The sequence below is a fragment of the Stenotrophomonas sp. AB1(2024) genome (assembly GCF_037482345.1).
Taxonomy (GTDB): Bacteria; Pseudomonadota; Gammaproteobacteria; order Xanthomonadales; family Xanthomonadaceae; genus Stenotrophomonas.
Map to the genome: position 1 here is coordinate 3,196,792 of NZ_JBBHKO020000001.1, position 24,726 is coordinate 3,221,517.

The window sequence follows — 24,726 nt, forward strand, 5'->3', positions numbered from 1 at the left end:
ATCAACCGTCGCCCTGTATCCCGCCCGGGGCCCGCGACGGGTCGCGCCAGCGGCGCACCGTGCGCTGGAAGAACATGTTGTTCGGAATCTGCAGCACCGTGCCTTCGTGCCCGCCGCTGTTTTCCTGCAGCGTGGTGTAGATCAGGTTGACGTCGATGACACGCCCCTTGAGCCCGGGCTTCTCGCCGTTCTCCAGCACTTCGATGTAGTCGTGCAACCGGAATGGCCGCGTGGTGAAGATCAGCAGGGTGCAGAAGATGTTGGACAGCACGCTCCATGCTGCGAAGAACGCCACCGCGCCCACCGCCGCAAAGCCGGTAAAGGCGGTCCACAGCACGCTGGCCTGCACCCCGATGATCTGCAGCACCACCAGCAGCACGGTGAAATAGACCACGAAGGTAAACACGCGCCGCGCGCCCATGACCATTTCAGGCGGCAGCGTGTAGTGCTCGCCCACACGGCGCAGCAGTCGGCGCGCGATCAGCCGCAGCAGCCACGCCACCAGCAGGGTGATCAGGATCTTCAGGGCAGGGGCCCCGTACTGCAGCCACTCATGGGTCCAGGCAGGCAGATGCTCTTTCATCGAAGGCGCGGTTCCTTGCAACGGTAATACCGGGGGAGCCGCAGTCTACCGCGATGGCTCAGGCCGGGCCGGGAGACGGCGCCAGCACCTCGACCAGGGCGGAGACGCAAAGCGGCGCATGATCCTGGTACTGCACGCACAGGTCCGGGCGGGGCGGCAATGCCACCCGCAGCGTCACCGGGCTTCCCGGCAGCGTGCACGCGCTGACCAGCGACAGCAGAAGGGCCAGGCAACTGGGGGACATGCGAACTCCTTGGGCCACGCCCGGCGTGGTGACAGGAGATTGGATGCGGTGGGTGCCGGAAAGGTTTAAACCTTTTCGATCACCGCCGCATCCAAGGGATATGCTCGATACGACCATGCCCGCCCTCCGCGCCGCCAACGACGCCGACCCCACCGACGAGTCCGCCCTGGTGCGGGCAGCGGTGGCCGGCGATACCGCAGCGTACGAGCGCATCTACCACCGGCATGCGCCGCGCCTGTATGCGGTGTTGTGGCGGCTGTGTGGCGGCCATGCCGCACGCGCCGAGGACGCGCTGCAGGAGGCGTTCCTGCAGGCCTGGCGCGCACTGCCCGGATTCCGTTTCGACAGCAGCCTGGGTACCTGGCTGCACCGGCTGGGGGTCAACGCAGCATTGATGGAACTGCGCGCCAACGCGGCGCGCGATGCGGCCGACAGCGGCGACGAAGGCTGGGACCTGCTGGCGGCAGTACCGGCAGTGGATCGTTGCGCCGGCACCACGCTGGATCTGGAGCGCGCGCTGGAAACGCTGCCGCCACGTGCCCGGGCGGTGCTGGTGCTGCACGACATCGAGGGCTGGAAACACCAGGAAATCGCCGACCAGCTGCAGATGGCGGTCGGCAGTTCCAAGGCACAGCTGCACCGCGCGCGCGGCCTGTTGCGCGCGCGCCTGGGAGAACCTGCATGAACAACGACAACACCGACATCGATACCCACCTGCGAGCGCGCCTGCGCGCGCTACCCGCCGAACGCCTGCCGCCGGCACAGGCGTGGCAGCGCATCGCCGCGCAGCTGCCGCCGCGCGTGGCCGAAGTGCCCAATAGTGCACCGCCCCGACGTGCGCGCCGCTGGCCGCTGCGGATCGGCCTGGGCCTGGCTGCCGCGCTGGCGGTGCTGATGGTGGTGCCTACCTCCACCCCACCCACGCCGCGTCCGTCGCCGTTGCAGCGGCAGGCCGATGTGATCGCCGCCGAGTACCAGCAGGCCATGGCCTCCCTGCCTTCAGCACAGATCGGTGCGGACTGGCAGCCGGCGCTGCATGAGCTCGATTCCAGCGCGGTGTACATCCGCGCGGCGATCGCCGAGAACCCGCGCTCGGGCTACCTGCTTACCCAACTGCAGCGCACTTATGCGCTGCGTCTTGAACTGACCCAGCAGGCCGTCAACGCCGCTGGCCTGCCGTCCTGAAGGAGAGTCCCATGCGAAACCCCCTGCGTTTCACCGCTGCCCTGGCGCTGTTGTTGCCGCTGGCAGCACAGGCCGCCACCCGTGTCGATGAGCGCCATCCGTTGGCGGCGGGTGGGCGCGTGGAAGTCAGCAACATCGCCGGCAAGGTGACCGTGCGTGGCTGGGACCGCAATGAAGTGGCCCTGACCGGCAGCATGGCCGACGGCCTGCGCCTGCAGCAGGACAAGAGCACCAACCGGGTGCGCTGGGAAGTGATCTATCCGCGCAACGGCAACAATGGGGGCGCCACCCTGGAGCTGCGGGTGCCGCGGTCGGTGGAAGTGCAGCTGGGTACGGTCAGTGCCGACATCGACGTGGCCGAGGTGGACCTGCGCCGGCTGCAGGCCAATGCGGTCAGTGGCGATATCGCGGCGGCCGGTCGCAGTGGCGAGGCCTCGCTGAGTACGGTCAGTGGCAGCATCCGCACACAGGTGGAGACACAGCGCGTGGCACTGCGTGCGGTCAGCGGGTCGATCCAGGCCAGTGGCGGCATGGCCGGCGAGGTCGCGGCGGAAACGGTCTCGGGCAGCATCAAGCTGGACGCCGCGCAGGTGCAGCGGCTGGCGGCTGAAGCGGTGTCGGGCAGTCTCACCGTGGCCGCGGCCGGGCTGGCGCCGGGCGGCAAAGTCACGCTGCAGACGGTGAGTGGTTCGATTGCGCTGCAACTGCCGGCCAAGGTCTCGGCACAGCTGGCGGTGAAGACGTTCAGTGGCGACATCAAGTCCGATGCCGGCCAGGTGGAGCGGCCGCGTTACGGCCCGGGCCGCAGCCTGGACACGCGGCTGGGTAGCGGTGACGGCGATATTTCGATCAATGCCCATTCGGGCAACGTCCGGGTCACGCTCGGCGGCCGCTGAGTGCGGCCCCCGCACCGGCCTGGGGCCGGTGCGGACGGCAGCGGCGTCAGCCGGCCTTTTTCAGCGCCAGGGTATTGCCCAGTACTTCGATCTTGCCGCCGCTCTTGCGGAATGCAGCCAGATCGGCAGCGATGCTGGCGCTGCTCAGTGCGGTGTTGGAACCCTGCTTGCGGTCAACGCGAACGGTGTTGCCTGCCTTGGGGGAGGTCTTTGGCGAACGGGCCATGGATGCTCCTGTCATGGGTGTAACGTGGAAAAAATCGTCGACGCATCGTGTTGTTGTCGACGGTAGTCCTGCCGCACGGAGCGGCAGTCATCGCCGCCCATCGCAAACTGGCGGCAGATCGCGGGACGCTGCGAATAAATCGTGCAGCGCAGGTGATAGGGGTCGATCGCGGCGCACCAACCTTCGTCGTTGCGCGCCATCACGGTGCGGCCCGCTTCGTCGGTATCCAGCAGATGGCCGGGTACCGCGTCATCGGGCATGACAGTCACCGACAGCCGGCAACACACTGCGTCGCAGCGGCGGCAGTCGATGGGGTCGGGCTCAGCGAATTCGCCCAATCGAATCTCTCTTTAGCGATAAACGATCCCAGCGCCACGGACGGATCCGGATGGCGGCGGTTTCGGCAAGGACGGTGGCCTCTTCGAGGCTGGGTACGACATGCGCATTGCGCATTGAAGCCGAAAGATGATAGCGCTTTCGACGTAACGTTTTGTTAATACGGTGGTTCCACGGCTCGAAACCCTTGCGTTGCAAGGGTCTTCAGTTGGCAGCGGCCCAGGCCAGGCCGTGTACCACGCCGAACGAAGGGTTGCCGCGCACCAGCGTCGAGCCAGGGAAGGCGGCGGCCACGGCCGACTGCAGGTAACCGGCGCGCGACATGCCTCCGGTAAGGAAGATTGCGGCGGGATCATGGCCGATATCGGCGCGCACCTGCTCCAGCAGGGCGGTCAGCTCGCCCAGGTAGCTGCCGGCGGCCGCTTCCAGCCGGGAGGGGTCGACGTCCACGCCCAGATCGCGTTCGATGAAATCCAGTGCGCTGGCGTGCTGCGGCGCGCTGCTCAGGGCGATCTTGCAGCGCTCCACCTCGCGGTACAGGCGCGCGGTATTCCCGGTCTCCTGCAGCGCCTGCAGGCGCTTGCCCCACGGCGCGTCCACCTCGCGGTAGTTGTGTTGGCGGAAGTCGCGCTGGCGGGTCATGTCCTGCACCATCGCCGCCTCCACGTAGTGGTGCGCCGGCACGCGGCTGTGGCCACGGCCGAACAGGGGCATGTAGGCGCCCAGGCTCAGCGCCAGGTCGATATCGGTACCGCCGCGGGCGATACCCCAGGCACGATGGATTTTCGGGGCCTGCGCACCGCCTACCCGTGCATGCGCCACATCGGTGGTGCCGCCGCCTATATCGACCACCACCGCATCGTGTTCCTGCGCGCTTTCGGCGTGGTAGTGCATGGCCGCTGCCGCCGGTTCTTCCAGGAAATCGACGCTGTCGAAGCCTGCTGCAATGGCAGCGGTGTGCAGGATGTCCAGTGCCTGGTCGTTGCCCGCCGCGCCGATGGAGCTGCGGAACTGCACCGGGCGGCCCAGCGTGGCGGTACGCACCGGCGTCTCCAACTGCCGCGAGGCGGTCAGCCGGATGTGCTCCAGGATGTGCGTGGCGATGCCGGCAATGGTCTGGCGCGCGCGCGGGTGAAGGTTGTAGCCCAGCATCGATTTTGGGCTCTGCACCAGGTTGCCTTCGTTTTCTTCGAAGTAGGCTTCCAGCGCGTCGTCACCGTACACGGCGTTCTGCAGCAGTCTGGTCGAGCTCAGCGGAGCACGCATCTGCTCTTCCATCCACTGCCGGCGCACCACGCGCAGGGCTTCGCGGCGCAGCGCGTCCGGGGTCCGTTCCTGCCCGGCCGCACGCGCGTCGCGCGCGGCGGCATCGATCAGCCGGTCCAGCTCGTGCTCCAGTGCCGGGGTCAGTTCGAAATCGTTGGGATCGCGCATCACCTCGGGGAAATACACCGTGGTGCGGAACTGCTCGGCCTCGCCAAACCGGATCGGCACGACCCGGCCGTCCACCACGGCGGCGGCGGCGGAGTTGCTGGTGCCAAAGTCGATACCGATTTTCATGCGGGGCCGGGCCGGAGGTCAGGGGGCGCGCACTGTGCGGCAAGCGGGCCGCCGGTGCAAGGCCTGCCTGGGCCGGGCGGTTACAATAGGCGTTGTCCCGAACCTGAAGGCCTCACCATGTCCGCCGTACCCGCCTGCCCGCAATGCACCCTGGAAAACACCTATGCCGATGGCGCGCTGTGGATCTGCGCCGACTGCGGGCATGAATGGGCAGCCGGCGATGAAGGCGGCCAGGCCCTGGTGGTGCGCGACAGCAACGGCAACGTGCTGGCCAGCGGCGACACCGTTACCGTGATCAAGGACCTGAAGGTCAAGGGCTCCTCGATTCCGCTCAAGCAGGGCACTGTGATCCGCAACATCCGCCTGGTCGAGGACGATGCCGAGCACATCGAAGGCAATTCCGACAAAATCAAGGGCCTGGTCCTGAAGACCTGTTTTCTGAAGAAGGCGTAGCCGCCTGCGCGGGCGAATGCCGGCCAACGGCCGGCGCTACCGGCCGGCGTCGGCGATTCAATTGATGGACGTGCGTTGCCGCCACTTCTGCAGGCTGTCCAGCTTGGCCTGGTAGGTCGCCCGCAGCGTATCGGCGTTTTCTCCGGCCAGATCGCGTGCCCGCAGCATTTCCAGCGATGCGTGGCGGGTGTCGCCGGCCAGGAAGTAGGCGCGTGCCAGGCCGAAATGGAACTGGTGCGCGCTGCTGTAGAGTCGCACCGCACGCCGGTAGTACTCGATGGCCTGCGCATAGTCATGGCGCTGTTCGGCCTCGTTGCCGAAACGGAACTGGGCAAAGGGATCGCTCTTCTGCACCTGCTCCAACCGCCGCGCCAGCACGGTGGCCCGGTGCTCGTCGCCCAGCCGCCGGTACAGTGCGCTGGCGTTGGTCAGCGCCGCCGCGTGCCGCGGCTGCAGCTGCAATGCCTGCTCGTAATCTTTTCGGGCCTGGTCCATGCGGCCTTCGCGGGTGTCGAGCACGCCCAGGTTGTTCCAGCCTGCGGGGAGGGCCGGCGCCATCGCCAGTGCCGCGTCCAGGTAGACCCGGGCCTGCGCGGTGTCACCGTCGGCCATGTACTCGGCCCCGCGGTTGTTGTAGAAGTGCGCCAGGGCGCGCTCATCGGGGATCGGGCGCGGCCCGTAGCGGTCATAGAGCACGTTGCGGTCCAGGTCGACCACGGCGGTACGTCCGTTGAGGTCCAGCCCCACGTTGACGTGTCCCACGTTGTAGATCACGCCCTGGTCCTGGTGCCAGGTGACCACCTGCGCCACTTCCTGCACGCGCGCATCGATGCCTGCCGCGCGCGCCAGTGTGACGAACATCAGGGTGAATGAAAGGCAGTTGGCGCGGTGGGTCTGCCAGGTTTCGGCCAGCGTGTGGGTGGCGTACGGGTCGTACTCCAGGTGCATGGCGTCTTCATCGAAGATCAGGTGTACCAGCCGCACCACCCGTTGTTCGCGCGAGAGGGTGGGGGCGATCACCCGTTGCTGCAGCATGTCGCGAAGGTCCGGCGGAATGGCCAGGATCTGCTCGGGGGACGGAATGGGCCCGGCTGCCGGGGCGGGCACGCCGCTGGCCGGCGGCGCAGCGAGGGCCGGCGCGACGACCAGCAGGGCCAGCAGGGCAAGGGATTTCCAGCCGTTCATCGCGGTCACCTCGCAGGGACGACGGAGTATTCGTGTCCCCAGTCTAGGCCGGTGTCTGGCCCCCGGTGCGCCGCTTGTCGGCCTGTTGCGCCATCCACAGCGGATGTGGACCAGACCCGGGCAAACCTGTGGGTAACCGTCCGCAGCCCCCGCCGCGCGGGGGTTTGCAATGAGTGGTGAAAAAAACGCCGCTGCCATGCTTGCCAACCGCACCGGACCGGCCAATGATGCTGCAATGACCTTCTCACCGCTCTCGTTGCCTGCGTCCATGCAGGCCGACCTGGAAACCGCCTACGCCACTCCCCCCCGGGCCTATCACGGCTACCCGCATGTGCGCGCGATGCTGGTGCACTGCCAGGCCGTCGCTGATGGCCCCGGCTGGGTGCATCCGCGCGAAGTACAACTGGCCGCGCTGTACCACGATGCGATCTACGAGGCCGGCCGCAAGGACAACGAATCGCGCTCGGCTGCGCTGGCCCGTGCGCAGGTGGAGCGGGGTTTGCCAGGTGCCGGCGTGGACATGGCCCGCGTGGAGGAACTGATCCTGCTGACCGCGCGCCATGGCACCCTGGTGGCAGCCGATGTCGACCCGGAAGCGGCGCTGTTCCTGGACTGCGACATGGCCATCCTCGGCGCGCCGGCCGAGGTGTTCGACGCCTACGACCGCGGCATCGCCGAGGAGTACGCCGGACACGTGCCGGGCTTCCTGTTCCGGATCAACCGGCGACGCTTCCTCCAGCACCTGCTGCGCAGTCCGCGCATTTTCCTCAGCGATTTCTTCCACGAACGGCTGGATGCACCCGCGCGCGCCAACCTGCGGCGCCGGCTCGGGCACTGACAGCGGTCGATTACACTGTACGGGTTGACCGCCTCCCGCCGCGCCATGCCTGTTCCCTTCCTGCCCGCCACGCCCGATGCCGATCCGCGCCCGCAACCGCCGGAGGAACCCGGCCCCAACGAGTGCTGCGGCAGTGGTTGCCCGTTGTGCGTGCTGGACCTGTACAACGATGAATTGCAGCGCTACCGTGCGGCCTTTGCCGCCTGGCGGCTGCGCCATCCCGATGCCACGCCCTGAGGGAATCTGCCGATGACCGGTTCTGACGACGCCCGCGCGCGCCTGCCTGCCCATGCGCACGCAGCGCGGCTGGCGCTGCTGGCCATGGCCGGCTTCGTGATCACCGCATTGTGGACGCAGTGGGTCCGGCAGGATCTTGACTGGGTGCAGGCCACGCTGAGCCTGTACCTGCATGGGCCGTGGGGCCTGGCGCTGCGAACGGCCTACGGCCTGCTGGCCGTGGCGATCATGCTGCTGGCCTGGTCGCTGCATGCCGCCAGCCGCTCGCCGCGGCGCAGCGCGGCGGCGCCGCTGTTGTTCTGCGTGGCTGGACTGGGGCTGATGGGCGTGGCCATCGGCGACAGTTGGCTGCCGGAACAGGCGCCGCTGCTGGCCCCGTTGATCCATGGCCTGGCGGCCAACACCGCGTTCCTGTGCGTGAGCGTGGCGATGCTGCTGCAGAGCTGGTACCTGCGCGCCGACCCGCAGTGGGCGCGCTGGGCCACCGTCGCCTGGTGGTGGGCCTGGCTGTGCTTCGCACTGTTGTGGCTGCACGTGCTGTGGCGCGGCCCGCCGCGCGGCGCCGGGCAGAAGCTGGTGATCGCCGCGGTGGTGCTGTGGTTGGCCGTGGCCGCGCTGCAGTTGTGGCGGCAGGCGCGACGAGACGCGGAATAAAAAGGCGTATCGTTGGGCCACTTTTCCGGGATGCGTGACGATGCCGCGAGCCAGTGTGGGCAGGGGGCTGGGCCTGATGTTGGGCCTGGCGCTGATGATGGGGTCAGGGTCGGCCCCGGCGGCGCCACAGCAGGTCAGCCACGGACGTTTCAACGACATCCCGATCCATGTGCCGGAAGGCCACCCGCAGCGGGTGGTGGTCTGGTTCGATGGCGGCCGGGAACCCGAACGCACGCGTGAACGCATCGAAGCCCTGCGTGCCCAGGGTGCGCTGGTTGCGCAGGTGGACGTGGCACGGCTGCGCAAGGGGCTGGCCAGGGAAGGTGGGGGCACCTGTACGTTCGGTGCAGGCGACGTGGAGAATTTTTCGCGCTGGTTCCAGGCCTACCTGCACGTGCCCGGTTACCATCTGCCGCTGATCGCGGGCGATGGCAACGGTGCGGAGCTGGCGTATGCCGTGGCCGCCCAGGCCGATACCCAGGTTTTCGCCGGACTGCTCACCACCGGGTTCTGTCCTGACCAGGCACGCGAACGCGCCGTGTGCGGGGCCGGTGTCAGCCATGGCCGCCTGCAGCCGGCCGAACTTGCGTTTCCGTGGTTGAACGCCGCTGGCGACCGCCAGTGCGCGGCGGGCGACGCCTCGGCGTTCGTGCGCCGGGTCGGGATGGGGCGCGAGTTCCAGCGCACCGGTCGCGGCAATGACCTGCCTGGCCTCCTGGCTGCCGCACAGGTGATCGGCGCGCAGAAGGGCATCAGCCTGGCGCCGCCACCGGATGACCTCAACGGCCTGCCGGTGGTGGAAGTGCCGGCGCAGAAAGCCGGCGATACGCTGGCCATCTTCGTCTCCGGCGATGGCGGCTGGGCGGGCCTGGACAAAGACGTGGCGGCTGCATTGAGCGACGGCGGCATTTCAGTGGTGGGTCTGGATTCACTGCGCTACTTCTGGACCGCGCGCACGCCGGAAGGTTTTGCCCGCGACCTGGAACGCATCGCGCGCCATTACGGCCATCAGTGGCAACGCAAGCGCCTGTTGCTGGTCGGCTTCTCGCAGGGTGCCGACGTGTTGCCGGCGGCGATCAACCAGCTTGATCCGGCCACGCGCGAGTCCATCGCGTTGATCGGGCTCATGTCAGTGGGGCGCACGGCCGACTACGAATTCCATGTCAGCAACTGGCTGGGCGGTGGTGACGGTGGCCTGCCCATCGCGCCGGAGATCGCCCGGTTACCGGCGGACCGGACGGTATGCCTGTACGGCGAGGACGATGGCGATGCACTCTGCCCGGCGCTGCCGAAGGGCGGCGCCACGGTGATTGCGCTGCCGGGCGACCACCATTTCAAGGGCGACTACGACCGGTTGGCGAAGACGCTGCTTGAACACCTGCCGGCTCGTTGATGGAATCATGGAAGCCGCTTCATCCCAGTTGCGTACACCATTGACGCAGATCGTCCTGAGCGGGGTGTTGTGTGTGTCCAGTGTCATCCGTTGGGCCGGCGCGCCAGCCCCCGGCTGTCAAGGTGTCCGATGAGCGGCCTGCGGTCGGACGCCTGCAGGCGCCTTCGATGATCTCCAACGCGCCTGTCGAGCGGCGTTTGTACGCGCTGATGGCCGATGACCGTACCGCGCCCCGGGCGGTGGATGGGTCTGCTGCACAGAAGATGGCCGACGCCATGTCGCTCTGGCGCGCAGGCAACCGTGACGCCTCCACCGGCGAACAGTTCTGCGCCGGCTTGAAGGAGACGCTGGAGCGGCTGGTCAGGGACAATGACGTCGACCTGCGCAAGGCGATCCTGCAGCATCGCTTTCCCAAGGTGAAGGACTATCGCCTGCTTGTCGATTCCCCGAAATGCGATGCCGCGCTGCAGGCCGCGAGGAAGTTGAGGGATGTCGCGCATCCTGCGCGCATTGAACGCGAACCGGATCCAGCAAGACAGGCGCAACTGGAAGCGCTGGCCGCCGCCGTGGAGGATGCACGGGCAGGCACGGGCGAGTGGGCCAAGGTGACGGCAGGCGCCTGCGCGCTGGGCGAAAAAATCGCGGCCGACTTCGCGCCGCATGCGGACGTGCTGGCCGAAAAGCAGGAACTGGAACGGGAGGCCAGCGTGATCGAATATCTGGCGCAGCGGGCACCGCATCAGTCCCGGAGCGGTGGCGGCGCGCGCGGGCGGGACGTGGAAGATCGCGTCGGCACCGCACTGACACAGCTCTGCAACGCAATGAACGAGGCGACCGCTTCCAGTGATGATCCGGGCTATCGCATCGTCCGTGGTGCCAACGTCCCGCCCGCGCTGCGTCCGGCGGGAAGCAGACACGTCAAGGGAGAGCTCGATTTCCTGCTGATGCACGGCAACGATGTGGTGCTGGTGGGTGAAACGAAAGCCGGTGGCGCGACCGCGATCGGCGCGGACTGCCTGAAGCTCCGCAACGCGGTGGTGGAAATGGCCGCGCGCGCGCAGCAGGACAGGACCTACGCGTTCACCCTGGGCAGTGACAAGCGTTCGGCAGCCGCTGGTGGAAAGGGCAAACCGCAGGTGCTGGAGGTCAGCGGGGAGTCGCTCAAGCGGCTGACGGCACCGCCAGGGGATTCGCCGGACGCGCAGCCCACCTGGCCTGCCAGCGCGCGCTACTTCCTGCCCGACGCCGTAACCGGCATCCCGCTGTCGCAGCGTGCAGTGGCCTACCTCACCTGGCGCCCTGCGAGCCTGGACTACGCGCAGGCATTGTTCGGCGGCGCGCACCCCTCCGACGATGGGCTCCAGACAGTGTGGCGCGAACTGGGGGACGACCCCAGGCTCGCGTGGATCTGGGACGAGCGTGCCTTGGCCGATCAGGCGCTGCACGCCGTGCACGGCAGCGACAGCATTGCCGGCTTCACCGCGGCGTTCGCGCAGATGAAGCCCGGGTCCTGACCGCCGGGCTACGCCTTTCGCGGTGCCAGTGAAATCAACCGCGTCGCATCCAGCAGCGCCGCCGGCAGGTGCATGCCGCCCGGCGCAGCCAGGTAACGTGCGCGCCACTGCGGCGCGAACTTTGATTTGAAGCGGCGCAGCCCGCTGAAGCCGTAGAAGCGTTCGCCGTGGCGTGCGACCACGTTGGCGAAACGGTTCCAGCGCCCCGCCAGCCGGTGCTGGGCCAGGCCCGACAACGGTGCCATGCCGAGCGAGAAACGGTGGAAACCATGCTCGCGGCCCCACAGGAACAGCTCGATGAACAGGAAATCCATCGTGCCCTTTGGCGCATCGTCGACGTGCCGCATCAGGTCCACCGACAGCTCGTGGCCAGCCGGTGCCTGCCACAGGTTGGCGAAGGCGACGATGCGGCCCTCGGCCTCGACCAGGGCCACCGGGAAGCGTGCCAGGTAATCCGGATCGAAACTGCCCAGTGAGAAGCCCTTCTCGTCGCCGGCCTTGTCGTCCAGCCACTGCTGCGACACCTCGGCCAGCGCGGGAATCAACGCGGCAACCTCGCCGGGCGGGGCAACCCGGAAGCTGAGCCCGCTGCGTTTGCCACGGTTCCACGCCTGGCGCAGGTCGGCACGCTCGCGACCCTCCAGCCCGAAGTCCTGCAGCGGCACCATCGCTTCCTCGCCCAGCTTCACCAGGGTCAGCCCCAGGTCCAGGTAGGTCTGCCAGTACGTTTCACCCACCTGGTAGAACACCGGGCGCAGGCCAAGCCGATCGGCTTCCTCGCGGAAGCGCCAGATCAACGCACGCGCCACCTCCGGCGGCCCGACGGGATCGCCCATCGCGATCAACGAACCGCCGTAGCGCTGCATCATCACGAAGCCGCGCCCGGCGTCATCGCGCAGCACCGCCTTGTCCGCAGTGAGCACCAGGCAGGCCTGGGTGTCCTGCGCCGCCAGCAGGATTGGCGACAGCGCATCGAGCGTGCCGGGGTCGGCCGCTGGCAACGGGGTGCGGGTACTGTGCAGCAGCTGCGCCAGGCCGAAAATCGCCAGCGCGATGGCCACCACCAGCAGTGCACGCAGCGCACGGGGAGCATTGCCCTGCGCTGCGAACTGCCACCACAGCTCGTTCTGGTACTCGACATGGCTGTACACGAAGAACAGCAGCCAGATCACCGCCACCAGCACCAGTCCCAGATTGCGGATCCACGGCCACGACCATGCTTCGTCCAGCAACGCGCCCTGCCGGTAGAACTCACGGCGCGATGCCCACAACGCCGTCGCCACCAGCACCGCCGCCAGCGCGATCAGCACCTGCCCGCCGCGCAGCCAGATCGGCAGCGGCGCGATCACGCAGATGGCCAGTGCCAGCACCCACGCAGCGTGGCTGCGCCGCTGCAGCCCCTGGCCGATCAACAGCAGTACCACGCCGGCCAGGCTGCCGAGCAGGTGCGAGGTTTCCAGGATCGGCAGCGAGGCGTGCAGCAGGTGCCGGCGCGGTGTCGGCAAGGTGCCATCGATCACCAGCGCGGCACCGACGCTGAACACCGCCAACGCGATGATCTTCGGCAGCCATGGGCGCAGCGCGGTCCAACCGGCGCGGGTGGCCCCGGCACCGACCCGCAGCGGGCGGCGCAGTGCAGGGGCCACCGCCAGCAGGGTGGCCAGCAGCAGCGGCAGCACGTAATAGGTGACACGGTAGATCAACGCCGCCGCCAACACAGCCGCGGGCGCGACCTGCGGCAGCAGCTTGAGCAGGCTCCACTCGAACACGCCCAGCCCGCCTGGCACGCTGGAAATCAGGCCGGCCAGGACCGCCACCAGATACAGGCCGACGAAGCCGGGCAAGCCGGTTGGGGTGTCCATCGGCAACAACACGTAGAACGCCGCGCTGGCCAGCACCAGCTCGACCACGCTGAGCAGGGTGACCCCCAGCATGGTGCGGCGGTCGGGGAGCCACAGCGCGTGGCCACGGATCTGGAACGTGCGGCCCTCGCGCCCGACCACCAGCACCGTGCCCACGTAAGCGAGCAATCCCACAGCGCCAAGCACGCGCACCGCCTGCGCCGAAACCGGCAGCGCCAGCGCGGCGGCGCCGGGTTCCAGCAGGAAGGCCAGGGCCAGCAGCAGCCACGCACCGAACAGGAAGCCCAGCGTGCTCATCAGCACCACCTGGCCGATCTGGGCCAGGCTCAGCCCGGCACTGCCATAGCCGCGCAGGCGCACCGCACCACCGGTCAGCGCCGCCAAGCCCAGGGTCTGCCCCAGCGTGTGGGCCAGGAACGCGGTGATACCCACCCGCGCCGGATGCAGGCGCTTGCCGCTACGGTGCAGCCCGATCGCATCGAAGCCGATCAGACAGGCGTAGCTGGCAAGGCCAAGCACCACGGTGAGCGCGATCTGGCCCGCGCCGAGCTGGTGGAAGGCGTCCCGAATGGCACGGTAACCGTGATCGTCGAACTCGTTGGCCAGCCCGCGCAGGGCCAGCGCCAGGATCCCCAGGCTGACGACGACGGTCGCCGCGCGGCGCCAGCCGATGCGGGATGAGGGGGCAGGGGCGGGGTCGGTCATCGGGACAACGTGCTCCGGGCACGCCACCGTGCCTCGCGGCGAATCGTGCGCTTCCGGCCGGCGCTTGCCAAGCGGGGTCGCTGTGCGGTCTGTGGCCGCTTTGACCGGGCGCAACGACGGCTTTACCTGGCATCGGTGACAATGGGTACACCATCACAGAGGAGCCATCGCCATGTTGGAACGTTTCGACGTCGGTCCGCGCATGTCCGAAATGACCGTACACAACAAGACTGCCTATCTGTCCGGCCAGGTTCCTGAAGACACCAGCCAGGACATCACCGGCCAGACCCGGCAGGTGCTGGAAGAGATCGACAAGCTGCTCGCCCTGGTCGCCAGCGACAAGCAGCACGTGCTGCGCGCGGAGGTCTACCTGGCCGACATCAACGATTTCGCCGGCATGAACGCTGCGTGGGACGAGTGGGTGGTGGCGGGCATGACCCCGGCCCGTGCCACGGTGGAAGCCAAGCTGGCCGACCCAAGCTGGAAGGTGGAGATCGTGATTACCGCGGCGTTGCCGTAACCAGGTCGATGCAATCCACCGGACACGGTGGAATGCACAGCTCGCACCCGGTGCACAGATCGGCGATGACGGTGTGCATGTACTTGGCACCGCCCACGATGGCATCCACCGGACAGGCCTGGATGCACTTGGTGCAGCCGATGCAGTCCGCTTCGACCACACGCGCCACCTGCGCCGCCTTGTGCTCGCCGCGGCTGCGGTCGAACGGTACCGCAGGCACCTCCAGTACGCGTGCCAACGCACGTGCACCGGCATCGCCACCGGGCGGACAATGGTCCACGCCCGCCTCACCGCGTGCCATCGCCTCGGCATACGGGCGGCAGCCGTCGTAGCCGCACTGCCGGCATTGGGTCTGCGGCAGCAGGCGGTCGAGGCGTTCGATCACACTCTTCATTTCAGGGGTTTGCCGCGGTACCAGCGTTCCTGCGCCAGGGCCAGCATCGGGCGGTCTTCACGGCTGTCGCCGTAAGCATGGATGCGCACGTAGCGCGACAGGTCGTAGCGCGCGCGGATCCGTTCGACCTTGCGCGGCGCGCAGTCGCCGTCGGCATAGCGCCCGGTCAGCCGGCCATCGCAGCTTTCCAGTCGGTTGCAGATCAGCTCCAGCCCCAGTGCTTCGCACCACGGCCGCAGGTACAGGTCCAGCGAGCCGGACACGATCACCACGGTGTGCCGCTGCTGCAGGTGCCAGCGGATCTGTTCCAGCATCTGCGGGCGCACCACCTCGGGCAGCACCTCACGCGAAAACCCGGCCGCCTGGGTGGCGATATCGTCGGCGTGGCGGTCGCGCAGGGTCAACCGGGTCACGCGCGCACGGATGCGCTCGGCGGAAATCAGCTTCAACCGATAGGCCAACAGCCACGGACCCACCTTCCACCATGCCTGGGCCAGCTGCTCGGGCGTGGCCACCCGGCGCAGGAAACGCCCATACGTATCGCAGGTGGTGATGGTGTGGTCGAAGTCGACAAGGGCCAATTCCATCTACACCCTCCCGGTAGGCCACGACCGTGGGTCGTGGCACGTTGGCGTCAGCGAACCGGCATGCCCGGCAGCGCGCTGCTGTCGGCATCCAGCAGCGCCAGTGCGCCACCGTCGAAGCCGGCCGACAGGATCATGCCTTCGCTCAGGCCGAAGCGCATCTTGCGCGGGGCCAGGTTGGCGATGAACACCACGCTGCGGCCGACCAGCGCTTCCGGTTCGCCATAGCTGGCACGGATGCCGGAGAAGATCTGGCGCTTGCCCAGCTCGCCGGCATCCAGCTCGAAGCGGAGCAGCTTGTCCGAGCCCTCGACGAACTCGCAGGCCAGTACCTTGCCGATGCGCAGGTCCAGCTTGGCGAAATCGTCGATGCCGATATACGTCGGGCCTTCCGCCGCCGCAGCGGGGGCGGGGGCCGGCGCGGCAGCAGGCGCAGCCGCCTTGGCGGGCTTGGCCGGGGCTGCAGGTGCGGGCGCGGCGAGGGTGTCCTTGGAAGCGTCGGTCATGGCGTCAATCATTTTCGGGTCGATACGGGTGAACAGCGGGCTGTACACGGCGATGGTGTGGGCCAGCAGCGGCGAGGCGATGTCGGTCCAGCGCTGTACCGGCGCGGCCAGGAACGCTTCGGCCTGCGCGGCGGTGGCCGGCAGCACCGGCTTGAGCGCGGTGACCAGCACGCGGAACAGGTTCAGGCCCTGGGTGCACACCGACTGCAGCTGCGCATCGGCGCCTTCCTGCTTGGCGATCACCCATGGCTTCTGTTCGTCGATGTAACGGTTGGCTTCGTCGGCCAGCGCCATGGTCAGGCGCAGCGCGGCGGCCGGATCGTTGCGTTCATACGCTTCGCGCACCGGGGCCAGGGCGGCGACGAAGCGGTCGTACTGCGCCGCATCGGGCAGCGCATCGGCCAGGCGGCCGTCGAAGCGCTTGCTGATGAAGCCGGCGCAGCGGCTGGCCAGGTTGACGAACTTGCCGACAAGATCGGCATTGACGCGCGCGATGAAGTCGCCCAGGTTCAGGTCGAGATCGTCCACGCCGCCCGACGATTTGGCCGCGAAGTAGTAGCGCAGCGCCTCCGGTTCCAGCCCGGCATCCAGGAAGGTGCGGGCCATGACGAAGGTGCCGCGCGACTTGGACATCTTCGCGCCATCGACCGTGAGGTAGCCGTTGACGTGCAGGCGGGTGGGCGCGCGGTGGCCGGTGCCGTGCAGCACCGCCGGCCAGAACAGGCCGTGGAAGTTGACGATGTCCTTGCCGATGAAGTGGTGCAGCTCGGTGCTGGTACCGGCGCGCAGGTGCGCGTCGAAATCCTCGCCGTTCTTCGCGCACAGCGCCTGGAAGCTGGACAGGTAGCCGATCGGCGCATCCAGCCACACGTAGAAGTACTTGCCCGGGTGGCCCGGAATCTGGAACCCGAAGTACGGTGCATCGCGGGAGATGTCCCACGCGCGCAGCCCGCCTTCTGCATTGAGCCACTCGCCCAGCTTGGCCTTGACCCCGGGCAGGGCCACGTCGCCGGCCAGCCACTCGCGCAGGAAGCTTTCGAAGCGGCCCACTTCAAAGAAAAAGTGCTCCGAATCGCGGATTTCCGGCGTGGCGCCGGAAATGACCGAACGCGGGTCCTTCAGGTCGGTGGGAGCGTAGGTGGCGCCGCACACTTCGCAGTTGTCGCCGTACTGGTCGGCGCTGCCACAGTTGGGGCAGATGCCCTTGATGTAGCGGTCGGGCAGGAACATGCCCTTGGCCGGGTCGTAGAATTGGGCCACCGAACGGCGCGTGATGTGGCCTTCCGCCTCGAGCTTGAGGTAGAACGCTTCGGTCAAGGCCTTGTTGCCGGCCGAGTTGGTCGAGTCGTAATGATCGAACGCGACGCCGAAGGCGGCGAAATCGCGCTCGTGGCTGGCCTGGATGTTGGCGATGAACGCTTCCGGGGTCACGCCGGCTTTTTCGGCCGCCAGCATGATCGGGGTGCCATGGGTGTCATCGGCGCATACGAACCAGGTCCTGCCGCCGCTCATTCGCCGCGCGCGCACCCAGATATCAGCCTGGATGTAGCCGACCAGATGGCCCAGGTGCAGCGGGCCGTTGGCGTAGGGCAGGGCGGTGGTGACAAGAGCAGTGCGGGTCATGATCTGCGTGGGGGCCGGGGGAACGCGGGATTATCGCATGGTCCCCGGAAAGGCGAAGGGCCGGAGCGGTAAACCCGCCCCGGCCCCAGGCCGTTGATCTTCCAGCGCTTTATGCAGCTGATGGCTTATTCGCGGACCCAGGTCTGGGTGCGGCAGATGAAGGCGATGCAGCCGGCCACGTCGAGCTTGGCGCCACCGGCCTGCAGCTTGAGCTTGGATTTGTAGGTCTTGCCGTTGGCCGGATCCAGGATGGTGCCGCCGGCCCAGGCATTGGTGCCGTCGGGCTTGAGGTTCCACAGGATGGTCATGCCCTTGACCGGCTTGTTCTTGTTGGCGCCCTCGCAGCCATCGCAGACCGGGTTCGGGCCGCGGTCGGAATGCAGGATCTCGACCACCCTGCCGCTGAGCGTGCCCTTGCTGTCCTGGGTGATTTCGACGATCGACTTCACCTTGCCCGTCTTGTCGTCGATGGTTTTCCAGCGGCCGGCCGCGCCATCGGCCGCCGCGGCCGACATCGCGGCCATCACCAGCGGCAGTGCCAGCAGCAGGGTCTTGAAGGTCTTGCGCATGTTCCCCTCCCAGGGATGTCCGTGAATGCCGGCTCGGGGCCGGGACAGCTGGACTGTATACCCATTCGCTCTGGTACGGAACGCATCCCGGGGAGCGGCCACAACGTATTCAGGTGGTTTCGTACAGCTCCAGCGGCAGCCCGTCGGGGTCGGCAAAGAAGGTGAAGCGCTGGCCGGTGTATTCATCGATGCGGATCGGCTCGCACGGCACGCCCTCGGCGGCCAGCCGCTCGATCATCGGCTCCAGTGCCGCCACCCGGAACGCCAGGTGGCGCAGGCCCTGTGCCTCCGGGCGGCTGGGCCGCACCGGAGGCGAGGGGAACGAGAACAGCTCGAGCTGGCCGCCGTCGGGCAGGGCCAGGTCCAGCTTCCACGAATCGCGTGCGGCGCGGTGGTGTTCGGCCTTGACGGTCAGGCCCAGCACGCGGACGTAGAAGTCGCGCGAGCGGTCGTAATCGGCACAGATCAGGGCGACATGGTGGATGCCGAGCAGGGGTGTCATGGGATCGATTCCTGGTGGCGCATTCGCGCAACCGTGCAGGTGGGGTCGCTACAAATACCTCAACTCGGGCCGGCTTTCTAACTTCTTGTAGAGCCTTGCCCCCCCGCCGTCTCCAACATGCAGCCCACATCGAGAGGGGCCGCAGACCGCGTGCCGCCTCGGCAGAGCCTGAATGGAGTGGTCGGATGCACATCATCGTCAATGCAGGGCTGGGCCACGTCGACTTCATGGTCGGTGGGCAGGCCGTCCAGCTGTCGCCCGGTGACCGCCTGCTGCTGGCGGGGGTGCCGCTGCCGCGCACGACCGGATTGAACATCATCCCGCTGGCCGGCAGTGGCATGGCACGGGCGCTGGCCCACTTCGACCATGCCTGCCGCGTCCAGCGCCCGGCGGGCGAGCCGTCGCAGCTGTGCTGGGTGGTGCCGGCCGCACTGGAAAACCCGGATGTGGCGGCCGCCTGGCTGATCGACCAGCTGGCCCGCGGTGCCGGGCAGCCCGAGGACAGCCAGCCTGCCCAGCTGCTGCGCCACCTGGCACGCAGCGAAAGCTACGGCCTGATGCGCTTCCTGCTCGACGAAGGCGGCGAAAACACCGTGGCTGCGCTGGCGCAGCGCTATGGCCTGTCTTCGGCGCAGTTCCACCGGCGCTGCCGGCAGGTACTGGGCCGCCCGCTCAAACGTGAGCTGCGCATCCAGCGCGCCGCGCGGGCGCTGCTGGCCTATCCGGGCCGCGCGCGCTCGTTCACCTATCTCGCCGCCGATCACGGCTATGCGTCGCTGTCGCACTTCTGCACCGACGTCAAATCGCTGATCGGCTGTTCGCCCCTTTCCGTCTACCGGGCCGTCTCGACGCCCAACGAGTGATCCATGCGTTCCCTGTCGTTGTACCTGCTGTTGTTGACCGTACCTTCCCTTGCCTTCGCACAGACCCCGCTCGAAGGCACCGCGATCCAGGATCGCGCCGACCTGCCGCACGCGTCCGGCTTCGTCTCCCGCGCCGACAACGCCAGCCACCTGCTCAACGCTATCGGTGCGCGTGCGCGCCAGGCGGTGGTGATCAGCCCGAAAGCGCAGAAAAAGAAAGTCAGCGGCAGCTTCGACCTGGCGCGGCCGTTGGACGTACTGGCCAAGGTCTCGGCTGAACTGGGCCTGGTCTGGTACAGCGACGGCCAGTCCATCTACGTGTACGACGCCGACGAACAGAAGAACGCCGTGGGCCGGCTGCGGCATACCTCGATCGCCACGCTGTCGGACTTCCTGCGCAAGGCGCGCTTGTCCGATACGCGTTACCCGGTGCGCGGTGGCGGCGCCGACGGCACGTTCTACGTGGCCGGCCCGCCGGTGTATGTGGACATCGTGATGAACGCGGCGCGTTACCTCGATGACCTCTACGAAGGCGCCGACGCCAGCCCGCATCATGTGGAAGTGATCAAGCTGGAGCACAGCTTCGTCAACGGGCGCCGCTACGGCCTGCGCACCAGCGAAGTCTCCCTGCCGGGCCTGGCCGACGTGTTGGCCGGGGTCCTCCAGCTGGGCGACTTCGGTGCCGTGGTCAAGCAGCCGTCGATGCCGGTCGATCCGGCCACCATCACCGAAGAGGTCCTGCCGGCAACCCCGGCAGCGCAGCCGGCAGCGCAGGTGGCCAGCTCCGTGCCGGTAGGCCCGAGTCCCGCCGTGGTGATGGCCTATGCGGAAACCAACAGCCTGGTCGTGCGCGGCACGCTGGCGCAGATCGAGCAGGTCAAGCGCCTGGTGGGCGAGCTTGATGTCCCCCGCAAGCAGATCGAGATGTCGCTGTGGATCATCGACATCAAGAAGACCGAGCTGGACCGCCTGGGCGTGAACTGGAGCGGTGGCATCAACATCGGCAATCGGCTGGCGATCGGCATCAACCAGTCGCCCTCGGTCAGCACGCTCGATGGCAGTCGTTTCCTTGCCTCGGTGCAGGCCATGGCGAGCAAGGGCGACGCGCACATCATCTCGCGCCCGGTGTTGCTGACCCAGGAGAACATTCCAGCCTACTTCGACAGCAACCAGACCTTCTACACCCAGCTGGTAGGCGAGCGTGCCACATCGCTGGAGCAGGTGACCTATGGCACCCTGATCAGCGTGCGTCCGCGCATTTCCAGCGGCAATGAAGTGGAAATGCAGCTGAAGATCGAGGACGGCGCGGCCGACGGCACCCGGTCCGTGGACGCGCTGCCGCTGGTCAACCGTACCGTGATCGACACCGTGGCCAGAGTGCCGCAGCAGCTCAGCCTGCTGGTGGGGGGATACACCCGAACGCAATCGGACGACGGTTACAGCGGCATTCCAGGCCTGCGCCGCATACCCGGCGTGGGCAAGCTGTTCGGCCAGGACAGCCGCTCGGCCGAAAGCCTGGTGCGCGTGTTCCTGATCCAGCCGCGCCTGCTCACCGGCAGCGATCCCGTCGACGGCTACCGCATGCCTGACATCTATGGCCCCGGCGTGGGCGACGACGTCCGCGACCAGATTCGTACATTGCATCCGCACCTCAATCCGGCGGAGGGCGCGCATGGCACTGCCGGCCATTAACCGACACGTCACCGTGCCGCTGCCGGTCACGCCGCGCCAGGCCAGTACCCAGGGCGACCGTGACGATACCGCGAAAGACCTGCTGTCCGGATTGGGCAAACCGTCCAGGCCGGGCTCGTTGGCCACCGCCATGTCCATGCAGGACGACCTGGCCGCGTTGGTGGCCTCGTTGCAGCGCCGCCGTGACGGGCAGCGCAGCACCGGCACCGGCGAATCGCAGGCCTGGATCGACCATGTACTGGACGATGAGGTGTACAGCAAGGTCACCGACCTGCGCGCGCTGCTGGACGGCATGCGCAGCCCGATGCAGCTTCTGGCGCTGCTCAGGCAGCTGTTCCCCGATCCCAGCGACATGCTGGCGGTGCTGCGTTCGTTGATCGCCGATGACGAATTGCAGGAACTGCGCGAGCTGTTGCAGCAGTCGTTGGAGCAGCTGCTCGCCGACGAGGCCGCGCAGGGCAATGGCGCAGCCACGCGCGGTGGCCTGAACGTGGCGATCAAGGCGCGGCTGGCCGCACGCGGCAGCCAGTTCTCTGCGCGGGCCCTGCGCCAGAGCTACCGCGATTTCATCGGCAACCACCAGGACTGCGTCGGCGAATACGCCGGCTGGATCGCGCTGTACGGCTTCGAGCGGCGCGCGCAGGTGGTCGATTTCATGGAACAGGCGCTCGGCGCGGACATGTACTCGCTCGACCCCAGCGCCTCGCACCTGGAGTTTGGCCGGCTGCTGCGCCAGGTGCGCAACCTGGCCGTGCTGCGTTCGACCGACCACCTGCTGGTGCAGGAGGCGACCCGCGACCGACTGCTGGCGCGGCTGTCCACCACCGCCGAAGCGGTGGTGGGCGGGTTGCTGGATGTGGTGCGCGGCCTGCAGGACTGGGCCGGCCTGTTCACCGGCCCATTGGCCGACGCGCGCGTGGCGCTGTCGGCACCGGAACGCGCGCGCCTGGTGCAGGCGTTGCGCCGTGCGCTGGGCGGGTTGCCCGACGCGGTATGGAGCGATGACGTCGCGCGTGAGCGCGCCGCGCAGTCCCTGGAGATCATGGTGGTGGAAAGCATGAAACGTGAGCATTGGCACGCCGGCCACGCCGGCGGGGTGAGCGTATGAGCAGCAATGCCACTACCGCCGTGAGCGGGCTGGGCGCGCGCGCCCGCGGCATCCTGCGCCCGGAAATGGCGCTGGTGGTGCTGATGGCCGTGATCGTGGCCATGCTGATCATCCCCCTGCCAACCTTCCTGGTCGATCTGCTGATCGGCCTGAACATGGCCGTGGCGATCGTCATCTTCCTCAGCTCGTTCTACGTCGAGCGCATCCTCAACTTCTCCACCTTCCCCTCGGTGCTGCTGTTCACCACCCTGATGCGGCTGGCGCTGTCGGTCAGTACCAGCCGGTTGATCCTGCTCGACGCAGATGCCGGCCACATCATCAGCGCCTTCGGCGACTTCGTGGTGGGCGACAACCTGGTGGTGGGCGCGGTGATCTTCGCCATCATCACCCTGGTCCAGTTCATCGTCATCACCAAGGGCTCCGAGCGTATCGGTGAAGTGGTCGCACGCTTCTCGCTGGACGGCATGCCCGGCAAGCAGATGAGCATCGATGCGGACCTGCGCGCCGAGGCCATCACCTCGGAAGAGGCGCAGCGCCGCCGCCGCGATGTGGAACGCGAAAGCCAGCTGTACGGCTCTTACGACGGTGCCATGAAGTTCGTGAAGGGCGACGCCATCGCCGGCATCGTCATCGTGTTCGTCAACCTGTTCGGCGGTATCGCCGTGGGCATGCTGCAGCACGGCATGGCGTTTTCGCAGGCGCTCAACACCTTCACCCTGCTGACCATCGGCGACGGCCTGGTCGCGCAGATTCCGGCCCTGCTGATCTGCATCAGCGCCGGTTTCATCGTCACCCGGGTCAGCGGCGAGAGCAACAACCTCGGCGCCAACATCCTGGGCGAGCTGTTCAACAGCAATGTCGTACTCGGCACCGGCGCGGTGCTGGTGCTGCTGCTGGGCCTGCTGCCCGGCTTCCCGCTGCCGGTGTTTGCCGGCCTGGCCGTGGGCCTGGCCGCCATGCTGGTATGGCGCCTGCGCCGTGCCAAGACCGCCGACGGCACCGCCGCGTCTGCCACGGGGCAGGGCGGTGCTGCCGCTCCGGCCGGCAAGGGCGACACCGCCGCGCGGCTGACCAGCGAAACCCTGCCGTTGATCCTGCTGATGCCGCCGCCGCTGCACGAGGCCGGTATGGCGGGCCAGTGGGAAGAACAGCTGCGCCACGACGCGTTCGTCAATACCGGCATGCAGCTCGCCCCCCTGGTCATGCGCAGTCACACCCCGGCCCAGGACCACGAAGTGAAGGTGCTGATCAATGAGATCCCCGCCGCTGCATCGCAGGTCGTGGGGGGGCATGTCCGCGTCTGGGGCCGGCAGGACGAACTCGACGCGCTCGACATGGGCCTGGTGGTACCGCACGACGGCGGCACCGCGCGCTGGGTTCCAGCCGACACCCACGAAGACGTGCGCGCGCTGGGCTGCGATGTCTCCAGCGATTACGAGGAACTGCGGCGGCTGCTGCACGGGGCGGTACTGCGCAACGTGGGCGAGCTGTTCGGCATCCAGGAAGCCAAGCACGTGCTGGACGCACTGGAAAAGCGCTTCCCGGAACTGGTCAAGGAAACCTACCGGCACATGCCCATCCAGCGCGTGGCCGAAGTACTGCAGCGCCTGCTCCGCGAAGACGTGTCCATCCGCAACATGAAGGTAGTGCTGGAAACCCTCGCCCAGTGGGGCCAGCGCGAGAAGGACGTGATCCTGCTGGTGGAGCACGTGCGCGGCGCGCTGTCGCGCTACATCTCCGCGCGCTTCGCCCGCGACGGTCGCATCCCCGCGATCCTGGTCTCCAGCCCGGTCGAAGACCAGATCCGTGCCGGCATCCGCCAGAGCCAGGGCGCGGCCTACCTCAACCTCGAACCGGCCGAAGCCGGCGAACTGCTGGACCGCTTCGCGCTGCACGTGGGCGAAGTGACCGCGCACCGCCCCGACGTGGTGCTGATGGTGGCGCCGGACATCCGCCGCTTCGTCAAGCGCTTCATTGAAAACCGCCTCCCCTCGACCCCGGTGCTCTCGTTCGCCGAGATCTCCGACACGGTCACCCTTGATGTGATGAGAAGCTTATGACCTCCCTGCTAGATACCCTCAACGCCGCCCTCCAGGAGCTGGGCTGCGACCCGTCGCGGTTCCAGTTCGACACCCATTCGTCCGTGGTCATGGGTTTTGCCGACGTGGGCGAGCTGCTGCTCGATCCGGTTGACGACATGGTGTACCTGTGGGGGCGCCTGGATACCTCGCCGGCCGAGCGCTTCAGCAACCGCGCCGACGAACTGCTCACGGCGCTGTCGGCGCCGGCCGCGCACTTCGCCAACGGCTGCCTGGCCCTGCGCCAGCTGGAAGACGGCTGCCTGGTCGGCGGTGTGCTGCAGCCCGATTGCCGCCATGAATCCAGTCTGCTGGCGGCGGCCATAGAGGGCTTCCACGCCCGTGTGATCGAACTGCAGGCCCTGCTGCGGTGACAGCGGCCACGCCCTGCTGGCGCCCGTGCGCAACGCCCGTGG

Annotated in this window: 27 protein-coding genes; 15 read left to right on the forward strand and 12 right to left on the reverse strand. The window is 67.8% G+C overall.

All coding sequences use genetic code 11. The annotated features are described in order from the left end of the window. Position 1 precedes the first annotated feature (1 nt). Together WIX41_RS14300 and WIX41_RS14305 are read right to left on the reverse strand one after the other, a co-directional pair. The gene (locus WIX41_RS14300; RefSeq protein ID WP_339448594.1) at positions 2 to 583 is read right to left on the reverse strand and encodes a mechanosensitive ion channel family protein; all 582 of its coding nucleotides are present in this window, start codon (positions 581 to 583) and stop codon (positions 2 to 4) included. A 58-nt stretch (positions 584 to 641) separates the two neighbouring features. Next, a complete protein-coding gene (locus WIX41_RS14305) occupies positions 642 to 827 on the reverse strand; it encodes a hypothetical protein (RefSeq protein WP_339448595.1) in 186 nt (61 codons plus the stop codon). A gap of 100 nt (positions 828 to 927) precedes the next feature. Between WIX41_RS14305 and WIX41_RS14310 the strand changes: the two genes are divergently transcribed. The 3 genes from WIX41_RS14310 to WIX41_RS14320 are packed head-to-tail and all read left to right on the forward strand — an operon-like array spanning position 928 to position 2,908. After that, positions 928 to 1,512, forward strand: a complete 585-nt coding sequence (locus WIX41_RS14310) for an RNA polymerase sigma factor (protein WP_409187407.1) — start codon at positions 928 to 930, stop codon at positions 1,510 to 1,512. Further along, on the forward strand, positions 1,509 to 2,012 hold the full coding sequence (locus WIX41_RS14315) for a hypothetical protein (protein ID WP_339448597.1): 504 nt from the start codon (positions 1,509 to 1,511) through the stop codon (positions 2,010 to 2,012). The genes WIX41_RS14310 and WIX41_RS14315 overlap by 4 nt, the downstream gene beginning before the upstream one ends. Positions 2,013 to 2,023: 11 nt before the next feature. After that, complete coding sequence (locus tag WIX41_RS14320) at positions 2,024 to 2,908, forward strand: DUF4097 family beta strand repeat-containing protein (RefSeq protein WP_339448598.1); 885 nt, start codon at positions 2,024 to 2,026, stop codon at positions 2,906 to 2,908. A gap of 46 nt (positions 2,909 to 2,954) precedes the next feature. On the opposite strand, the gene WIX41_RS14325 is transcribed toward WIX41_RS14320, so the two are convergent. The 3 genes from WIX41_RS14325 to WIX41_RS14335 form a co-directional block, all read right to left on the reverse strand. Continuing rightward, positions 2,955 to 3,134, reverse strand: a complete 180-nt coding sequence (locus WIX41_RS14325; protein WP_068853593.1) for a hypothetical protein — start codon at positions 3,132 to 3,134, stop codon at positions 2,955 to 2,957. An 11-nt stretch (positions 3,135 to 3,145) separates the two neighbouring features. Further along, the gene (locus WIX41_RS14330) at positions 3,146 to 3,445 is read right to left on the reverse strand and encodes a YkgJ family cysteine cluster protein (RefSeq protein ID WP_409187510.1); all 300 of its coding nucleotides are present in this window, start codon (positions 3,443 to 3,445) and stop codon (positions 3,146 to 3,148) included. 229 nt (positions 3,446 to 3,674) lie between these two features. Continuing rightward, positions 3,675 to 5,030, reverse strand: a complete 1,356-nt coding sequence (locus tag WIX41_RS14335) for an Hsp70 family protein (protein ID WP_339448601.1) — start codon at positions 5,028 to 5,030, stop codon at positions 3,675 to 3,677. 117 nt (positions 5,031 to 5,147) lie between these two features. Between WIX41_RS14335 and WIX41_RS14340 the strand changes: the two genes are divergently transcribed. Further along, positions 5,148 to 5,483, forward strand: coding sequence for a zinc ribbon domain-containing protein YjdM (locus WIX41_RS14340; RefSeq protein WP_339448603.1), 336 nt, complete (start codon positions 5,148 to 5,150; stop codon positions 5,481 to 5,483). 57 nt (positions 5,484 to 5,540) lie between these two features. On the opposite strand, the gene WIX41_RS14345 is transcribed toward WIX41_RS14340, so the two are convergent. Beyond that, positions 5,541 to 6,668: a tetratricopeptide repeat protein gene (locus tag WIX41_RS14345; RefSeq protein WP_339448605.1), complete on the reverse strand. Its 1,128-nt coding sequence runs from the start codon at positions 6,666 to 6,668 to the stop codon at positions 5,541 to 5,543. A gap of 235 nt (positions 6,669 to 6,903) precedes the next feature. Between WIX41_RS14345 and WIX41_RS14350 the strand changes: the two genes are divergently transcribed. The 5 genes from WIX41_RS14350 to WIX41_RS14370 all read left to right on the forward strand — a co-directional run bounded on the left by WIX41_RS14350 (position 6,904) and on the right by WIX41_RS14370 (position 11,304). Continuing rightward, a complete protein-coding gene (locus tag WIX41_RS14350; protein ID WP_339448607.1) occupies positions 6,904 to 7,506 on the forward strand; it encodes an HD domain-containing protein in 603 nt (200 codons plus the stop codon). A gap of 45 nt (positions 7,507 to 7,551) precedes the next feature. Then, on the forward strand, positions 7,552 to 7,743 hold the full coding sequence (locus WIX41_RS14355; protein ID WP_339448609.1) for an oxidoreductase-like domain-containing protein: 192 nt from the start codon (positions 7,552 to 7,554) through the stop codon (positions 7,741 to 7,743). Between the two features lie 12 nt (positions 7,744 to 7,755). Beyond that, the gene (locus WIX41_RS14360) at positions 7,756 to 8,397 is read left to right on the forward strand and encodes a DUF998 domain-containing protein (protein WP_339448611.1); all 642 of its coding nucleotides are present in this window, start codon (positions 7,756 to 7,758) and stop codon (positions 8,395 to 8,397) included. Between the two features lie 40 nt (positions 8,398 to 8,437). Next, complete coding sequence (locus tag WIX41_RS14365; RefSeq protein ID WP_339448613.1) at positions 8,438 to 9,790, forward strand: virulence factor family protein; 1,353 nt, start codon at positions 8,438 to 8,440, stop codon at positions 9,788 to 9,790. Positions 9,791 to 9,957: 167 nt separating this feature from the next. Beyond that, positions 9,958 to 11,304 (forward strand): hypothetical protein, encoded by a 1,347-nt coding sequence (locus WIX41_RS14370; protein ID WP_339448615.1) that lies wholly within the window; start codon positions 9,958 to 9,960, stop codon positions 11,302 to 11,304. An 8-nt stretch (positions 11,305 to 11,312) separates the two neighbouring features. On the opposite strand, the gene mprF is transcribed toward WIX41_RS14370, so the two are convergent. Beyond that, positions 11,313 to 13,871: a bifunctional lysylphosphatidylglycerol flippase/synthetase MprF gene (gene mprF / locus WIX41_RS14375; protein WP_339448616.1), complete on the reverse strand. Its 2,559-nt coding sequence runs from the start codon at positions 13,869 to 13,871 to the stop codon at positions 11,313 to 11,315. A gap of 172 nt (positions 13,872 to 14,043) precedes the next feature. On the opposite strand from mprF, the gene WIX41_RS14380 reads away from it, so the two are divergent. After that, positions 14,044 to 14,391 carry a RidA family protein gene (locus WIX41_RS14380; RefSeq protein WP_409187408.1) on the forward strand — a complete coding sequence of 116 codons (348 nt, stop codon included), beginning with the start codon at positions 14,044 to 14,046 and terminating at the stop codon, positions 14,389 to 14,391. Here the strand turns inward: WIX41_RS14380 and rnfB are convergent. From rnfB to gloA2, 5 genes are all read right to left on the reverse strand, one after another. After that, the gene (rnfB, locus tag WIX41_RS14385) at positions 14,372 to 14,785 is read right to left on the reverse strand and encodes an Rnf electron transport complex subunit RnfB (protein WP_409187409.1); all 414 of its coding nucleotides are present in this window, start codon (positions 14,783 to 14,785) and stop codon (positions 14,372 to 14,374) included. The two genes, WIX41_RS14380 and rnfB, sit on opposite strands and share 20 nt — an antisense overlap. Beyond that, on the reverse strand, positions 14,782 to 15,372 hold the full coding sequence (locus WIX41_RS14390) for an HAD family hydrolase (RefSeq protein WP_339448617.1): 591 nt from the start codon (positions 15,370 to 15,372) through the stop codon (positions 14,782 to 14,784). The genes rnfB and WIX41_RS14390 overlap by 4 nt, the downstream gene beginning before the upstream one ends. A gap of 47 nt (positions 15,373 to 15,419) precedes the next feature. Then, entirely contained in the window at positions 15,420 to 17,498 is a 2,079-nt protein-coding gene (metG, locus tag WIX41_RS14395) for a methionine--tRNA ligase (RefSeq protein WP_339448618.1), read from the reverse strand. A 125-nt stretch (positions 17,499 to 17,623) separates the two neighbouring features. Then, entirely contained in the window at positions 17,624 to 18,067 is a 444-nt protein-coding gene (locus WIX41_RS14400) for a DUF2147 domain-containing protein (RefSeq protein WP_339448620.1), read from the reverse strand. Between the two features lie 109 nt (positions 18,068 to 18,176). Then, positions 18,177 to 18,569 carry an SMU1112c/YaeR family gloxylase I-like metalloprotein gene (gloA2, locus tag WIX41_RS14405; RefSeq protein WP_339448622.1) on the reverse strand — a complete coding sequence of 131 codons (393 nt, stop codon included), beginning with the start codon at positions 18,567 to 18,569 and terminating at the stop codon, positions 18,177 to 18,179. Positions 18,570 to 18,754: 185 nt separating this feature from the next. Between gloA2 and WIX41_RS14410 the strand changes: the two genes are divergently transcribed. From WIX41_RS14410 to WIX41_RS14430, 5 genes are read left to right on the forward strand one after another with little or no spacing between them, the layout of a single operon-like run. Then, positions 18,755 to 19,432 (forward strand): helix-turn-helix domain-containing protein, encoded by a 678-nt coding sequence (locus tag WIX41_RS14410; protein WP_339448624.1) that lies wholly within the window; start codon positions 18,755 to 18,757, stop codon positions 19,430 to 19,432. Positions 19,433 to 19,435: 3 nt separating this feature from the next. Next, the gene (gene sctC, locus WIX41_RS14415) at positions 19,436 to 21,124 is read left to right on the forward strand and encodes a type III secretion system outer membrane ring subunit SctC (RefSeq protein WP_339448626.1); all 1,689 of its coding nucleotides are present in this window, start codon (positions 19,436 to 19,438) and stop codon (positions 21,122 to 21,124) included. Further along, complete coding sequence (sctW, locus tag WIX41_RS14420; RefSeq protein WP_339448627.1) at positions 21,105 to 22,232, forward strand: type III secretion system gatekeeper subunit SctW; 1,128 nt, start codon at positions 21,105 to 21,107, stop codon at positions 22,230 to 22,232. The genes sctC and sctW overlap by 20 nt, the downstream gene beginning before the upstream one ends. Next, positions 22,229 to 24,292 carry an EscV/YscV/HrcV family type III secretion system export apparatus protein gene (locus tag WIX41_RS14425; RefSeq protein WP_339448628.1) on the forward strand — a complete coding sequence of 688 codons (2,064 nt, stop codon included), beginning with the start codon at positions 22,229 to 22,231 and terminating at the stop codon, positions 24,290 to 24,292. Before sctW ends, WIX41_RS14425 begins: the two co-directional genes overlap by 4 nt. Beyond that, a complete protein-coding gene (locus tag WIX41_RS14430; RefSeq protein WP_339448629.1) occupies positions 24,289 to 24,684 on the forward strand; it encodes a hypothetical protein in 396 nt (131 codons plus the stop codon). The genes WIX41_RS14425 and WIX41_RS14430 overlap by 4 nt, the downstream gene beginning before the upstream one ends. Positions 24,685 to 24,726: the final 42 nt, after the last annotated feature.

Bases quoted from the DNA above. Each gene is read 5' to 3' on its own strand.
- WIX41_RS14300 (WP_339448594.1), bottom strand. From the start codon at position 583: ATGAAAGAGCATCTGCCTGCCTGGACCCATGAGTGGCTGCAGTACGGG.
- WIX41_RS14305 (WP_339448595.1), bottom strand. From the start codon at position 827: ATGTCCCCCAGTTGCCTGGCCCTTCTGCTGTCGCTGGTCAGCGCGTGC.
- WIX41_RS14310 (WP_409187407.1), top strand. From the start codon at position 928: ATGCTCGATACGACCATGCCCGCCCTCCGCGCCGCCAACGACGCCGAC.
- WIX41_RS14315 (WP_339448597.1), top strand. From the start codon at position 1,509: ATGAACAACGACAACACCGACATCGATACCCACCTGCGAGCGCGCCTG.
- WIX41_RS14320 (WP_339448598.1), top strand. From the start codon at position 2,024: ATGCGAAACCCCCTGCGTTTCACCGCTGCCCTGGCGCTGTTGTTGCCG.
- WIX41_RS14325 (WP_068853593.1), bottom strand. From the start codon at position 3,134: ATGGCCCGTTCGCCAAAGACCTCCCCCAAGGCAGGCAACACCGTTCGC.
- WIX41_RS14335 (WP_339448601.1), bottom strand. From the start codon at position 5,030: ATGAAAATCGGTATCGACTTTGGCACCAGCAACTCCGCCGCCGCCGCC.
- WIX41_RS14340 (WP_339448603.1), top strand. From the start codon at position 5,148: ATGTCCGCCGTACCCGCCTGCCCGCAATGCACCCTGGAAAACACCTAT.
- WIX41_RS14345 (WP_339448605.1), bottom strand. From the start codon at position 6,668: ATGAACGGCTGGAAATCCCTTGCCCTGCTGGCCCTGCTGGTCGTCGCG.
- WIX41_RS14350 (WP_339448607.1), top strand. From the start codon at position 6,904: ATGACCTTCTCACCGCTCTCGTTGCCTGCGTCCATGCAGGCCGACCTG.
- WIX41_RS14355 (WP_339448609.1), top strand. From the start codon at position 7,552: ATGCCTGTTCCCTTCCTGCCCGCCACGCCCGATGCCGATCCGCGCCCG.
- WIX41_RS14360 (WP_339448611.1), top strand. From the start codon at position 7,756: ATGACCGGTTCTGACGACGCCCGCGCGCGCCTGCCTGCCCATGCGCAC.
- WIX41_RS14365 (WP_339448613.1), top strand. From the start codon at position 8,438: ATGCCGCGAGCCAGTGTGGGCAGGGGGCTGGGCCTGATGTTGGGCCTG.
- WIX41_RS14370 (WP_339448615.1), top strand. From the start codon at position 9,958: ATGATCTCCAACGCGCCTGTCGAGCGGCGTTTGTACGCGCTGATGGCC.
- mprF (WP_339448616.1), bottom strand. From the start codon at position 13,871: ATGACCGACCCCGCCCCTGCCCCCTCATCCCGCATCGGCTGGCGCCGC.
- WIX41_RS14380 (WP_409187408.1), top strand. From the start codon at position 14,044: ATGTTGGAACGTTTCGACGTCGGTCCGCGCATGTCCGAAATGACCGTA.
- rnfB (WP_409187409.1), bottom strand. From the start codon at position 14,785: ATGAAGAGTGTGATCGAACGCCTCGACCGCCTGCTGCCGCAGACCCAA.
- WIX41_RS14390 (WP_339448617.1), bottom strand. From the start codon at position 15,372: ATGGAATTGGCCCTTGTCGACTTCGACCACACCATCACCACCTGCGAT.
- metG (WP_339448618.1), bottom strand. From the start codon at position 17,498: ATGACCCGCACTGCTCTTGTCACCACCGCCCTGCCCTACGCCAACGGC.
- WIX41_RS14400 (WP_339448620.1), bottom strand. From the start codon at position 18,067: ATGCGCAAGACCTTCAAGACCCTGCTGCTGGCACTGCCGCTGGTGATG.
- gloA2 (WP_339448622.1), bottom strand. From the start codon at position 18,569: ATGACACCCCTGCTCGGCATCCACCATGTCGCCCTGATCTGTGCCGAT.
- WIX41_RS14410 (WP_339448624.1), top strand. From the start codon at position 18,755: ATGCACATCATCGTCAATGCAGGGCTGGGCCACGTCGACTTCATGGTC.
- sctC (WP_339448626.1), top strand. From the start codon at position 19,436: ATGCGTTCCCTGTCGTTGTACCTGCTGTTGTTGACCGTACCTTCCCTT.
- sctW (WP_339448627.1), top strand. From the start codon at position 21,105: ATGGCACTGCCGGCCATTAACCGACACGTCACCGTGCCGCTGCCGGTC.
- WIX41_RS14425 (WP_339448628.1), top strand. From the start codon at position 22,229: ATGAGCAGCAATGCCACTACCGCCGTGAGCGGGCTGGGCGCGCGCGCC.
- WIX41_RS14430 (WP_339448629.1), top strand. From the start codon at position 24,289: ATGACCTCCCTGCTAGATACCCTCAACGCCGCCCTCCAGGAGCTGGGC.